This window comes from Micromonospora phytophila (genome assembly GCF_023656545.1).
Classification (GTDB): Bacteria; Actinomycetota; Actinomycetes; order Mycobacteriales; family Micromonosporaceae; genus Micromonospora; species Micromonospora phytophila.
In genome coordinates, this window is sequence record NZ_JAMOKF010000145.1 from 1 (window position 1) to 12,389 (window position 12,389).

The 12,389-nt window shown below is 72.2% G+C and carries 15 protein-coding genes; 1 reads left to right on the plus strand and 14 read right to left on the minus strand.

What is annotated here, in order from left to right:
- Positions 1–183: 183 nt before the first annotated feature.
- Positions 184–843: an NAD(P)H-binding protein gene (locus NCC78_RS17845; protein ID WP_250795757.1), complete on the plus strand. Its 660-nt coding sequence runs from the start codon at positions 184–186 to the stop codon at positions 841–843.
- 73 nt (positions 844–916) lie between these two features.
- On the opposite strand, the gene NCC78_RS17850 is transcribed toward NCC78_RS17845, so the two are convergent.
- From NCC78_RS17850 to NCC78_RS17915, 14 genes are all read right to left on the minus strand, one after another.
- Positions 917–1,615: a DivIVA domain-containing protein gene (locus NCC78_RS17850; protein WP_250795758.1), complete on the minus strand. Its 699-nt coding sequence runs from the start codon at positions 1,613–1,615 to the stop codon at positions 917–919.
- 106 nt (positions 1,616–1,721) lie between these two features.
- Complete coding sequence (locus NCC78_RS17855; RefSeq protein WP_250795759.1) at positions 1,722–2,900, minus strand: globin domain-containing protein; 1,179 nt, start codon at positions 2,898–2,900, stop codon at positions 1,722–1,724.
- A gap of 2 nt (positions 2,901–2,902) precedes the next feature.
- Complete coding sequence (locus NCC78_RS17860; protein ID WP_250795760.1) at positions 2,903–3,301, minus strand: group I truncated hemoglobin; 399 nt, start codon at positions 3,299–3,301, stop codon at positions 2,903–2,905.
- A gap of 571 nt (positions 3,302–3,872) precedes the next feature.
- Entirely contained in the window at positions 3,873–4,469 is a 597-nt protein-coding gene (locus NCC78_RS17865) for a MerR family transcriptional regulator (protein ID WP_250795761.1), read from the minus strand.
- A gap of 187 nt (positions 4,470–4,656) precedes the next feature.
- Entirely contained in the window at positions 4,657–5,121 is a 465-nt protein-coding gene (locus NCC78_RS17870) for a bifunctional nuclease family protein (RefSeq protein WP_200214433.1), read from the minus strand.
- Between the two features lie 177 nt (positions 5,122–5,298).
- Positions 5,299–6,000, minus strand: a complete 702-nt coding sequence (ftsR, locus tag NCC78_RS17875) for a transcriptional regulator FtsR (protein WP_250795762.1) — start codon at positions 5,998–6,000, stop codon at positions 5,299–5,301.
- 50 nt (positions 6,001–6,050) lie between these two features.
- The gene (gene odhI / locus NCC78_RS17880; protein ID WP_007071101.1) at positions 6,051–6,503 is read right to left on the minus strand and encodes an oxoglutarate dehydrogenase inhibitor Odhl; all 453 of its coding nucleotides are present in this window, start codon (positions 6,501–6,503) and stop codon (positions 6,051–6,053) included.
- A gap of 215 nt (positions 6,504–6,718) precedes the next feature.
- Complete coding sequence (gcvH, locus tag NCC78_RS17885) at positions 6,719–7,099, minus strand: glycine cleavage system protein GcvH (RefSeq protein ID WP_250795763.1); 381 nt, start codon at positions 7,097–7,099, stop codon at positions 6,719–6,721.
- A 54-nt stretch (positions 7,100–7,153) separates the two neighbouring features.
- A complete protein-coding gene (locus NCC78_RS17890; protein WP_250795764.1) occupies positions 7,154–8,146 on the minus strand; it encodes a DUF881 domain-containing protein in 993 nt (330 codons plus the stop codon).
- Positions 8,147–8,156: 10 nt separating this feature from the next.
- On the minus strand, positions 8,157–8,489 hold the full coding sequence (locus tag NCC78_RS17895; RefSeq protein WP_007460356.1) for a small basic family protein: 333 nt from the start codon (positions 8,487–8,489) through the stop codon (positions 8,157–8,159).
- Complete coding sequence (locus NCC78_RS17900; RefSeq protein ID WP_250795765.1) at positions 8,486–9,433, minus strand: DUF881 domain-containing protein; 948 nt, start codon at positions 9,431–9,433, stop codon at positions 8,486–8,488. The genes NCC78_RS17895 and NCC78_RS17900 overlap by 4 nt, the downstream gene beginning before the upstream one ends.
- Positions 9,430–10,071, minus strand: coding sequence for a cardiolipin synthase ClsA (clsA, locus tag NCC78_RS17905; protein WP_250795767.1), 642 nt, complete (start codon positions 10,069–10,071; stop codon positions 9,430–9,432). The genes NCC78_RS17900 and clsA overlap by 4 nt, the downstream gene beginning before the upstream one ends.
- 334 nt (positions 10,072–10,405) lie before the next feature.
- Positions 10,406–10,879, minus strand: a complete 474-nt coding sequence (locus tag NCC78_RS17910; RefSeq protein ID WP_250795768.1) for a MarR family transcriptional regulator — start codon at positions 10,877–10,879, stop codon at positions 10,406–10,408.
- A gap of 53 nt (positions 10,880–10,932) precedes the next feature.
- On the minus strand, positions 10,933–12,111 hold the full coding sequence (locus NCC78_RS17915; protein ID WP_250795769.1) for a PP2C family protein-serine/threonine phosphatase: 1,179 nt from the start codon (positions 12,109–12,111) through the stop codon (positions 10,933–10,935).
- Positions 12,112–12,389: the final 278 nt, after the last annotated feature.

Consider the following 12,389-nt stretch of genomic DNA (forward strand, 5'->3'; position numbering starts at 1 on the left):
GTGGCTGGGCGCCGGTAGCCCGTGGCTGGGCGCCGCAGCGGGGCGGTGGCGGGGCGGTGCTTCGGTGCCGGCAGAGCGGTGGCCCGGTGCCGGCGGGCGGTCGGCGGCGGAACCGGCAGGTGCGCCTGCGGCGGTCACGGTGACCGGCGGCGCGGGCCCGGCCCGGCGGCTAGGTTGGCAGGTATGCGCGTCGTCATCGCCGGAGGACACGGCAAGATCGCCCAGCTGATGCACCGGGAGCTCGCCGGGCGCGGCGACACCGCCGTCGGCCTGATCCGCAACCCCCATCACGCCGCCGCGCTGACCGCCGCGGGCGCCCATCCCGTCGTGGCGGACCTGGAACACACCGGCGTCGACGAGCTCACCGGTCACCTCGCCGACGCCGACGCGGTGGTCTTCGCCGCCGGCGCCGGCCCCGGTAGCGGCGCCGCCCGCAAGGACACCGTCGACCGGGGCGCCGCCGTGCTGCTCGCCGACGCCGCCCAGGCCGCCGGCGTACGCCGCTACCTGCTGGTCTCCTCGATGGGGGTGGAGGACGCCCCGGCGCCCGGCACCGACGAGGTGTGGGCGGCGTACCTGTGGGCGAAGAAGGCCGCCGAGGACGACCTCACCGCCCGCGACCTCGACTGGACCGTCCTGCGGCCCGGCCGGCTCACCGACGACCCGCCCACCGGGCGGATCACCCTGGACCGGCACGTCGGACGCGGCGCCGTCACCCGCGCCGACGTCGCCCGCGTCCTGGTCGCGCTGCTCTACGCACCGGCCTCCGCCGGGGCGACCCTGGAACTCGTCGACGGGGAAACCCCCATCGCCGACGCCGTGCACGCCGTGACCACCGGCTGACCCGCCGGTCCGCGCCCATGTCCGCATGCCCCCGGGTGGGACGCGCTGAGACGCGTCCCACCCGGGCGCACGGTCAGCGCTGGCCGTGCCGGGGCAGTGCGCCCTGCGCGGCACCGGCGCTGGCGCCGACGGCCGGCGCGCTAACCTCCCGGACCAGCCGGTCCATCGTCCGCGCCAGGTGCTCACTGCCGTCGTCGAGGTGCCGGGCCGCCGCCTGCATGTGCGAGATCATCATCTCGCCGTAGATCCGCAGCGCCTCCCGGGCGGCCACCCCGTCGTCGAAGTTCGGACCAGCCGTCGAACGGTAGTCCTGCACCGCCCGCTCCGCCTCCTGCCGGGCCTCCTCCGCCGCCGCCCGCACGTAACTCTCGTACTGCACCCGGGCGTACTCGGCGACCCGGCGGGCGTAGTCGTGGGCCTGCGCGATGATCTGCTCCGCCTCACGCTGCGCCGCCGAGAGCAGGTTCACCTCCTTCGCCGCCGGCGTGGGCGACGCCGCCGGAGCACTGGGGATCACCCCGTGCCGGTGCAGCTCCACGTGGTCGTTGAGGCGCTCGTTCTCCGCCCGCAGATTGGCGATCTGGGCGGCCAGCAGGTCCAACTCGTCGGCCACCTGCAGGCGGAACCGGTCGACGTCGGCGTTGTCGTAGCCGCGACGGGTGAACGACGCCGTGCCGAACTCCCACCGGCGCACCCGGTCGGCGGTCATCCGGACCTGCACACCACCGGCAACCTGCCGGCCGTCGTACCTGCTGATCGGGGTCGCGCTCACCGGGCCCGCCTTCCGTTGGAAACTGGGGGGCTCGCAAGCTCACTCCTCGCGCTCACCGGGCCGCCTTCGTTCGCGACTTCGGGGCTCGCAAGCTCACTCCTCGCGCTCACCGGGTACCTCCGGGATTGTCAGGGGCCGACGCCTGCTCCACCGCCGTTCGCCACGCCGGGCCGTACCAGTGCTTGCCGAGCCCTTCGTGGTGCAGCTGACCGGCGTGGTAGCCGGCCCGGGTCAACGCCGTCACCGAGTGGGACACCATCTCGTCGGAACCGCACACGTAGACGTGCCGGGAGCGCCAGTCGCCGTCGGACAGCGCCCGGTCCACCGGGTGGGTGAAGTCCCCCGGACGCAGCAGGTCCGCGCCGACCACGTACGTCACGGTCAACCACGGGTACGACGAGGCCAACTTGTCGATCGCGTCGGTGTCGTAGAACTCCGTGCGCGAGCGGGCCCCCACGTACAGGTCCACCTTGCGCCGGGAACCCTCCGCCGCGACCTGCTCCACCAGCGCCTTCACCGGCGCCCAGCCGGTACCCGCGGCCAGCAGCAACAGATCCGCCGGCCCGGCCGACCACAGGGTGAGCCGGTCACCCACCGGTGCGGCCAGGTGGACCTGGTCGCCGACCGAGCACCCGTACACCAGCCGGGAGGAGACCGCGCCGCCCGGCGCGGCCCGTACGTGCAGCTCCAGCGTGCCGTCCGCGCGCGGCGCGTTCGCCGGCGAGTAGTACCGCCAGGACCGCACCGCCGGGTGCGACACCCCGATTGACTGCCCCGGGGTGAACGGCAGCAGGTACTGCGGCCGCAACGTCAGCACCGCCACGTCGAACCCGCGCCGCTCGTGGCCCACGATCTCGGCCACCCACCACGGTGGGTTGACCGCCTCGGCGGCCTGCGCCGCCTCGGACATCACCTTCGCGACCAGCCCGTACGCGCCGGCCCAGTCCTGGGCCAACTCCTCGGTCCACTGCTCGGCGAGGAAGTGCCGCAGCGTTGCCAGCAGCGCCTCTCCCACCGCCGGGTAGTGCTCGGCGCGCACCGCGAACTTGCGGTGGTCGGCGCCGAGGTCCTGCAGGAACCCGACGAGCCGGTCCACCTGGTCCACGTTGGACACGATGTGCCCCAACGCCGTCACCAGCCGGTCGCGCTGACCCGCCATGTTCGTCGGGAACATCTGCCGGGTCTCGGGATGGGACAGGAACAACGTCGAATAGAAATAGAGCGGCACCTGGTCACCGTGGGCGGTGACCAGGGACCAGCTCTGCTTGAGCCGGGCGACATCCACGATCAGGCGCCCGCCGGGTTACCGCCGGCCACCACCTGGTCCTGCACCTGAGCCAGCACACCCTGAACGGCGGTGACGACGTCGGCCGGCACACCCAGCTCGACCAGCGTCGCGGTCAGGTGCTCGCCCACCTTGACGTAGTGCTCCAGCGGGATGTTCAGCGGCTGGTGCGCCTCGGCGAGGCCGCGCCCGGCGTACTCGTTCGGGCCGCCGAGCACCACGGTCAGCATCAACGCCAGATGCCGGCGCTGACCCACCATGTCCACATCGGAGAAGTAGCCGGCGAGCTCCGGGTCGGCGAGCACCTTGTCGTAGAACAGTTCCACGGCGGCCTTGACCGAACTGGCGCCACCGATGCGCTCGTAGTGGGACGTGGGGGTGGTTTCTTCCGTAACCGTCACGGGTCGTTCCTTCCGGGTGGAGAGGGGGGCGCGCGGGGTCGGCGCGGAGGGGCACACGGTCCGCTGGCACGCGACGTCCTTGTTCCGCGGTGATGCCGGCACCAGGGGAACCGCGTGTCGGACCATAGCGTGTCGCGCGGCTCCGGTCATCGCCGCCCTATCGGATTCCCGACAACAAACGACCACGCAGGGTGACAGAAGTCCGTCCAGGGCATCGACCCAGCGCAAGACAATCGGCACGCCGCGTCACCGGACGGCACCGGCGGGCGTGGTCGCGGCGCTCCATCATGGACGGTGCCTCTGGGCGACTGCCTGCGGCACCCGTGCCGACCTGACCCACGGCTGACCACCACGGACAGCCCACCCGCGCAAGCCCGGCCACCAACCCCACCGGTTCTCCCCGGCACGACTCACCCCGCCCCGCGGGGAGCACCGGCCCCGGAGCACACGACACGTCGGCCGACCCGCCGCACGAGACGCTGCGTCACGTCAAACAACGGACGGCACCGGGCGCGTCACGCCCTGCGGCACGGACCCTCGGCGGCAGCAACCGCCGCCCGGAAGAGCCGCCTCAGCCGGCCCGGCGCCGCGCCCTACGCGCCGCCAACTCGTCACCCACCGGATCCGCCGCCGACGGCACCGCCGCGTCACCCGTCACCGGCGTCGCCGGCTCCGCCGGCAGATGCGACAACGAACCCTGGATCTCCTTGAACGCGCCACCGATCGCGATGCCGAACACCCCCTGGCCACCCTGCAACAGGTCGACCACCTCCTCCGGCGACCGGCACTCGTACACGGTCGTGCCGTCGGAGATCAACGTGATGCCGGCGAGATCCTCCACCCCACGCGAGCGCAGCGCCTCGATCGCCTTGCGGATGTTCTGCAACGACACCCCGGCGTCCAGCAGCCGCTTCACCACCTTGAGAACCACCAGGTCCCGGAACGAGTACAACCGCTGCGTCCCCGAACCCGACGCGTCGCGCACGCTCGGCACCACCAGCGCCGTCCGGGCCCAGTAGTCCAACTGCCGGTAGCTGATCCCCACCGCGTGGCACGCCGTCACACCCCGGTAGCCCACCGCGCCGTCACCCTCAGTCGCCGACACCGGCGGCGCCACACCCGGCTCGTCCAGCTCCGTACCCGGATCGGGATCTCGCGGCTCGTGCATCCGGACAACCTCCCCGCCAGTGCGGTGACACGTCGTTTCCGGGACGTGCACCCCTCGACACGGCAACCCTATAGCGGCCTTCACAGGTTGCCCTGCAGGAGCCGTCGCGACACGCCGCGCGGCAACAGGAAAGATCACCCAACGCCCCGATGGGTCACCCACAGTGACACCCACCCGGCGGCGGCACTCAGCCGGCGAAGTCCTCCGGACGCACCTGGTCCAGGAACTCGCGGAACTTCTCCACCTCGTCCTCCTGCTCGTCGGGGATCACGATCCCCGCCTCGCTGAGGACCTGCTCGGCACAACGAATCGGCGCACCGACCCGCAACGCCAACGCGATGGAATCACTGGGCCGGGCCGACACCCGCACCCCGTCACCGATCAACAGATCGGCGTAGAAGACGTTCTCCTTGAGCTCGGTGATCTCCACCGCCCGCAACGGCGCCTTCAACGCCGCCAACACGTCCCGCAGAAGATCGTGGGTCAGCGGCCGGGCCGGCTTGACCCCCTGCTGCTCGTAAGCGATCGCCGTCGCCTCGACCGCGCCGATCCAGATCGGCAGATAGCGGTCCCCCTCGACCTCCCTGAGCAGGACGATCGGCTGGTTGCTGGGCAGCTCCACCCGAACTCCGACCACGCTCAGCTCGCGCACCGCCGCCTCCGTGTCGTTGTCACCTACGCCGCACCGCGCCCTCTCCTGCACGGTACACGGACCGCGACACGGCCGTCCCATGCGCTACCTGCACCACGCCCGCGCCAGAAAGGGGTTACCCCGGCAAGCCTACGACACGCTTCCCGGGGCAGATCTTTCCCACAACCCACGACGAGGTCACCGACCCAACGTCGACCGCAACCCCACCCGCACCAACGCCGCGTGCAACTGCTGCGACAACGCCACCAACTCCCGCGCCGTCTCCGCCGCCCGCGCCCGCGCCGCCGGATCACTCTGCCGCACCAACGGCGCCACCAACTGCGCGAACAGACCGACCTCCCGGTCCGCAGCCGTCCGGTAACCCCGCAGGTGCCGCGGCTCCAACCCGTACGCTGCCAGACCCGCCACCGCCCGCGCGATGATCAACGCATCCGCGTCGTACCAACCAGGCGGATCCGACACCACCACACCGAGCCGCTCCAACTCGCCCAGCGTCGACTCGTCGATCCCACTGCGCGCCACCAGATCAACCCGGCCGAGCCGCACCTGCGGCGACTCGGCCGGCTCCTCCGACGCCCGCCCCGGAACCTCACCACCCGGACCCACCGCCACCAACGTCGGCCGCTGCCGACCCGGCGCGGCATCGGCCGCGTCCCACTCCGCGAGCTGCTCACGGATCACCCGCAGGGGCAGATACTGGTCCCGTTGCGCGGTCAGCACGAACCGCAACCGCGCCACGTCGTCCCAGCTGTACTTCCGGTACCCCGCCGCCGTCCGCTGCGGCTCCACCAGACCCTCGGCCTCGAGGAACCGCAACTTCGAAATCGTCGTGTCCGGAAAATCCACCCGCAACTGGCCCAGCACCTCGCCGATGCTCATCAGCGGTTGGCTACGGGCCGCCCCGGGCGGCGTGGAGGCCGCAGGCTCGTTCACCCCCGGCCGGCCTCCTCCTCCGGGCGCGGACCGGCGATGAACACCACCCGGAACTTACCGATCTGAACCTCGTCACCATTGCTCAACGTGGCCGCCTCGACCCGCTCCCGGTTCACGTACGTGCCGTTCAGGCTGCCCACGTCCCGCACCGTGAACGTGCCACCGTCACGGTGGAACTCGGCGTGCCGCCGCGACACCGTCACGTCGTCGAGGAAGATGTCACTGTCCGGGTGCCGGCCACTGGTCGTCACATCGTGGTCCAACAGGAACCGGGCACCCGCATTCGGACCGCGTCGAACCACCAGCAACGCCATACCCGGCGGCAACGAACCGGACATCCGGCTCGGCACCACATCGGTGTCCGGCCCTTCCAGCACTTCGTCGAGCGAACCGAGATTGAGCGTCGAAGTGACGTCGAGTGGGGGGAACTCGTCGTCTGGGCGCGTCATGGGACCACCTCACGGATCTGTTCGGTCGGCGTCGGGTAATGGCGGGTCTGGCCGCCGGGCACTCGAACACCCGGCGGCTGGCTCCCCGTGCCAGGGAAGGCAATTCCGCAACGCTCAACTATCGGTTTCTCGGTCGACTGGGCGAGCCTAGCCAGCGCCGAAATGCAGGGCAACCGGACGCGCGGAGACAACCCGACACGCCGGATCGGACGCACTCAGCTCTCGGTGAGCTCGCGGTACGCGCCCGCGGACAGCAGCCCGTCGACCGCCGCCGGATCGTCCAGGGTGATCTCCACCAACCAACCCGCACCGTACGGATCAGTGTTGATCACCTCAGGGGTGTCGGCCAGCGCCTCGTTGCGCGCCGCCACCGTACCGCTCAGCGGCGCGTAGATCTCCGACACGCTCTTCGTCGACTCGATCTCACCCAACGACTCACCGGCCGCCACCACCGCACCGGCATCGGGCAGCTGAACGTACACGATGTCACCCAGGGCGTCCTGCGCGAAGTGCGTGATGCCGACCCGGACAGTGCCGCCGCCGTCACCCGCCACCCACTCGTGCTCGGCGGTGTACCGCAGATCCTCAGGAATCACCAGACGCGTCCTTCATCCATCGTCACACCGGAAGCCCGGTGCCGGCCGCGCCGGTCAGGAGACCGGACGGGCGTGTTCCAGCTTGATCGGCGCGTGCAGCGCCGAAACCTCGGCAGCCTCACGATCCTCGACGATCACCGTACCGCCGTCGCCCGCAACCGACGCGACCACCCCGCCGGGAATGTTGAGCGCCGTACGCATCGTCGCCGGATCACCGATCACCGTGATCGTGAACGGACCCGTCAACCGACGTCCGTCCACCACCAACGAACCGCCCTCCCCGTCCAGGAAGTACGTCGACGCGATCACCCGCACCGTGGCCCGATCCCCACCGGAGATCTGCATCGCCTCCGCGCCCGCGCCCCGCAACTCCTGCACCGCGTCCAGCACCCGCGACGCCGAAATCGGCTTCTCCCCCGCCTGAAACCGCACCGCCAACCCCGGGCCCGTCGCCGGCAGCGTCCCGGCCAGGATCCCCAACTCGTCGGCCCGCCGGGTCGCCTCCTCCAACGCCGCCTGGCGCCCCTGCTCACCCGAGCGCAACTGCCGCTGGCTCTCCTCCAACGTCGCGATGTCCTGCCGCAGCCGGACCTCCCGCGAATTCAGGTCGTAGAGGATGCGGACCAGGTCCTCCTGCCGGGTGGCCGCCACCGTCGGATCCGTCGACGTCGTCTTCAACTGCGTCGCCAGCGTGAACCCCAACAACGCCAGCAACACCGCGATCATCACCCCGGCCGAACTCACCCGCGCCCGCGACGACCCACCCACCGGCGGCCCGTCGCCCTGCGACGACGCGCCCGCATCCGGCCCGTCGACATCCACGGCAGCTCGGCTCAGATCCACCGTCGCCGACTCGTCGACCCGGTCGCCACCCTCGTCCGACGACTCGTCGCGCCCGGGCACAGCCTCCGGCGCCAACGGGCTCAACTCGTCCGGATCCGGGGCCTCCGGACGCGGATCCGGCTCCCCGGCCGGACCCGACGGCCGCACCGGACCCGCCGGCTGCGGCCAACCGGTGCCCGTCTCGGTGTGCTCCTCGCTGCTCATCACCACAAACCTACGCCCGGAACAGGTGACGACGGATCGCCGCCACGTTTCCGAAGATCCGCACCCCGAGCACGACCACCACACCGGTGGAGAGCTGACCGCCCACCCCCAACTGGTCACCCAGATACACGATCAGACCCGCCACCAACACGTTCGAGATGAACGACACCACGAACTGCTTGTCGTCGAAGATCCGGTCGAGCTTCGCCCGCACCCCGCCGAACACCGCGTCCAACGCGGCGACCACCGCGATCGGCAGATACGGCTGCAACGCCGCGGGGACCGTGGGATCGAGCCACACCCCGAGCACCACGCCGGCGAGCAACGCCAGCACCGCGATCATCGACCACCTCCGGAGGGGCTGGGAGACGTCCTCGAGCCGGACGGCCCGGGACTGACCGAACGGTCGGCGCCCGACGGCGAAGGGGTCGGACTCGCCGAGGGCTCCGCGTAGCGTAGCCGCGGCTCCGGAGCGGCCGGCAGGGTGAGGTCCTCGGCCTCCCGGATGGCGAACGACAACCCGGTGTCCTCGGCCACCTTCCGCATCGTCAACGCGCTACGGCTGTCCTCGTACCGATCCCGCATCGAATCCGGACCGATCGCCGACACCTCGTACGGCCCGGTCACCGGCCGGAAGTCCACCAGGATCGCCTGCCCCGCCGAACGGATCGTCGACATCGACGTCAGCCGCTGCCCGTTGATCGCGATCGCCTCCGCACCGGAACTCCACAGGTCGTTGGCGACCCCCTGCAGGTCGCTGTAGATCACCCGGGGCGGACCGACATCGGCACCGGGCATCGCATCCGGATTCACCGGCGCGTCCGCCAGCCGCACCACCACCCCGTCACCGCGCACCCGCCCCAGGCCGGTGCCCGCCTCCAGGTTGCGCAACCGCGCCGCCTCCGAGCCGCTCAACGCCGCTTCCCGCTGCCGGGCCACCTCCGCCCGCAACTCGTCGGCCCGCTCCGACAACCGGTCGGTCTCGGTCTCGCGCTGCTTGATCTGGGCGACCAGCCCGGACCGCGCCTGGCTGCGCCCCGGCTCGTCCTCCAGCGTCTGCCGGTACGCCACCGCGAACAGGAAGCCCAGCACCACCACCACGACCAGGCTCACCGAGCGCGCCGGCCACTGCCGCCACCCGGAGGACGAGTCGGCCGGGCGTTCCCGGCGCCGGGCCGCCGCGTCGCCGTACCCCGGGTCCAGCGGGTTGCGGAGCAGCTCGGTGAGGAAGTCCGGCGCGTACACCCGCTCGGGGCGCTCCCGGCCGTCGCGCGGCGTGCCCGTCATGCCGACGCTCCCCCGGACCGCGTCGCCCGGACCAGCCGGCTCGCCTGCACCACGTAGAGCGCGCCGGCCACCCAGTAGAGCACCAGACCCCACCAGGCCAGACCCCAGCCGATCGCCCCGGCCACCGCGGCGGCCCCCGGCACCGCCGCGGCGAGCAGCAGGATCGGGAACGCGGCCAGCAACAAAAACGTGGCGGTCTTGCCCACGTAGTGCACCGGCGGCGGGCCGTAGCCGTAGCGGCGCAGCACCGCCAGCGAGCCGAGCAGGAGCACCTCCCGGGCCAGCAGCGCCGCGGTGAACTGCCAGGGCACCACGCCCCGCGCGGTGAACCCCACCAGCGTCGCGAGGATGTAAAGGCGGTCGGCGAGCGGGTCGAGCAGCTCCCCCAGGCGGCTGACCTGGTGCAGCCGGCGCGCGATCCAACCGTCGACCCAGTCGGTGGTGCCGCCGATGGCCAGCACCACGACCGCGGCCACGTCGGCGCGCGCGACGAGCAGGAGATAGAGGAACAGCGGCACGCCGAGCAGCCGGACGAAGCTGATCAGGTTCGGCAGGGTGAGGACGCGGTCCCCCGCGGCCGGCTCGCCGGTGCCGCCGGAGGCCCCCGGATGCTCTGCCCGAGCCGGCCGACGCGACACCGAACCTCCTCCGCGACGCGCTCCGCCCACCCGGCCGAGGCCGGGCGTCATGGAGGGACGTGCGCACTGTCGGCCGGCTGACGCCGGCGCCCCTGCGATCCCCGGACGGGACCTCCGCCTGATGCGGCCCGCGGTGTCGACACCGCGGGCCGGCTGACTGCGCTGCCACTATATCGGGCCGTCGCCCGCTCTCCCGGGCCCGCCGGGTCCGGTTCGTGCCCGTTGTTCGCCCTCTGTGGGGCGGGTCACCACCCGTAAGGCGTCCTAGGACACTAGTGGATCGGGTTGACGTCGGCCGCCGCCCCCAACGCCCCCGCCGTGGTGGCGGTGGGGTTCAGGCGCTGCGCGCCGAGGACTCGGCCCTGGGCTCGGCGGTGGCGGTGGTCGTGGCCGCGTGTCCGAAGGCCAGCAGGGCGAGCAGCAGGTCGTGCTGCACCCGGCCGGGCATCCGGTCCAGCACCGACTGCACCGCCTGGTGCCTGCGCTCCTGCAACTCCCGCAGCAGCGACTCGGCCGCGGCGGTCGGCACCAGCCGCACCTCCCGCCGGTCCCGGGGATCGACGACCCGACGAAGCAGACCGATGGCCTCCAGCCGGTCGCAGAGCCGGCTCGCCGAGGAGGGCACGACGTTCAGCAGCTCGGCCAGCCGGTTGACGTTGGTGTCGGGCCGGGTGCTGATCAACGAGAGGACGCGCAGCTGCGTCGGCGAGACGGCCAGCTGATGCCGGGAGACGGCGGAGTCGAGCACACCGATGAGCGCCTCGGCGGCCGCGTCGATCGCCGCGGCGAGATTCGGAGGTCGCTCCACCCGATGTCCCCTGCGATTGTCCCGATCGTGCTCGGCCGTCGCGGCTACGGCTCTCACCTGCCGTTCCGACCGCCCGAACCGCGCCAGTCAAGACAGACGACGACCGCGTCATCGCGCAGATCGGCATCCACGTGATAGGCGTGCAGTTCGCGCATCACCGTACCAACTGCCTCGGCCGGGGGCTGCAACCGCGTGGACCGCATCGACCGCGCCATCGCCCGTTCGCCGTACGCGCCCTGTTCACCGGGATCGGCGGCCCAGACCCCGTCGCTGACCACGAAGAGCCGGTCCCCCGGCTCCAGGTCGAACTCCTGGACGTCGTAACGGGCGTCGGCGAACATGCCCAGCGGCAGCTGCTGCTCCAGGTCGATCGGGGTGACCGTGCCGCCGCGCAGGCGCAGCAGGTGCGGGGAGCCGGCGTCCACCGCGCGGACCCGGCCGGTGACGGTGTCCAGTTCGAGCAGGAGCGTGGCCACGTACCGGCGACCCCGGTGCTGGTAGAAGACCGTGTCGGATGCGAGTTCGGCCTGCTCGACCAGGCTGCCCCGGGAGCGGCGCGCGTTGCGCAAGGCGTTGACCGTGACCGCGGTGAGCACCGCCGCCGGCAGCCCGATGCCGGCGCCGTTGAGCACGGTCACCGCCAGCCGGTCGCCGTTGACGGACCAGTCGAAGTGGTCACCGCCCACGGTGTAGGCCGGCTCCAGCTGGCCGGCCAGCTGGAACGCCCGGTGGCTGACGCTGCGCCCCGGCAGCAGCTCCCACTGCATCTCGGCGGCCATGCTCAGCCGCTCCCGCCGGCGGACCTGCCGGTACCGGTCGGTGTCCCGGTCCGCCGCCCGCAACGCCACCGCCAGGTCGCCGGCGATGTCCACGGCGCGGTCGACGGTCGCCGGATCGGCCCCGCCCGGCAGTTCGACCAGGAGCACGCCGATCCGCTCGCCCCAGACCGACAGCGGCAGGTAGAGCCGGCACCGCCCGGCGTCGTCGACGTCGCGCACCGGCTGCTGACTGCTGAAGCAGCGCTGGGCCACGCCGTGGCAGGCGAGGAAGCCTCCGTCGGGCAGATCCGGGTCCAGCACGGGCCAGAGCCCGCTGATCCGGTAGTCGGCGATGAAGACGTCCGTACGCGTTGCACCCAGCGCGGACCGGATCGCCAGGTCCGCCGCCTCCGCCACCTGGTCGGGCGGGGCCTCACGCAGCGCACGAGACACCTGACCGGGCGCCACCAACATGATCATCCTCCGGGAAACTTGCTCTAGGGCAAGCATCATACGGAGGCGATCACGGGGTGCCCGGGCGGGCGTACCCTCCGCTCCCCGGCGGAGGTGGCGGGCCGCGACGGCACGACGGCGCCCGCCCGCGCGGCGGCGGGCGCAGCTCGGGCTGACCGAGGCGGACGCCGACCGGGCGGTCGACGTGCTGGGGGCGGCCCTGGCCGGCGGCGGCCGGCTCACCCGGGCACGGTGTCTGGCCGCCCTGGAGGCCGCCGGCCTCGGCCCCCCCGGCCAGC

What these genes read in the sequence shown, in the direction of transcription:
- NCC78_RS17845 (WP_250795757.1), top strand. Translation starts at nt 184, where the DNA reads ATGCGCGTCGTCATCGCCGGAGGACACGGCAAGATCGCCCAGCTGATG.
- NCC78_RS17865 (WP_250795761.1), bottom strand. Translation starts at nt 4,469, where the DNA reads ATGCACGAGCCGCGAGATCCCGATCCGGGTACGGAGCTGGACGAGCCG.
- ftsR (WP_250795762.1), bottom strand. Translation starts at nt 6,000, where the DNA reads ATGAGCATCGGCGAGGTGCTGGGCCAGTTGCGGGTGGATTTTCCGGAC.
- odhI (WP_007071101.1), bottom strand. Translation starts at nt 6,503, where the DNA reads ATGACGCGCCCAGACGACGAGTTCCCCCCACTCGACGTCACTTCGACG.
- NCC78_RS17890 (WP_250795764.1), bottom strand. Translation starts at nt 8,146, where the DNA reads ATGAGCAGCGAGGAGCACACCGAGACGGGCACCGGTTGGCCGCAGCCG.
- NCC78_RS17895 (WP_007460356.1), bottom strand. Translation starts at nt 8,489, where the DNA reads ATGATCGCGGTGCTGGCGTTGCTCGCCGGCGTGGTGCTCGGGGTGTGG.
- NCC78_RS17900 (WP_250795765.1), bottom strand. Translation starts at nt 9,433, where the DNA reads ATGACGGGCACGCCGCGCGACGGCCGGGAGCGCCCCGAGCGGGTGTAC.
- NCC78_RS17915 (WP_250795769.1), bottom strand. Translation starts at nt 12,111, where the DNA reads ATGTTGGTGGCGCCCGGTCAGGTGTCTCGTGCGCTGCGTGAGGCCCCG.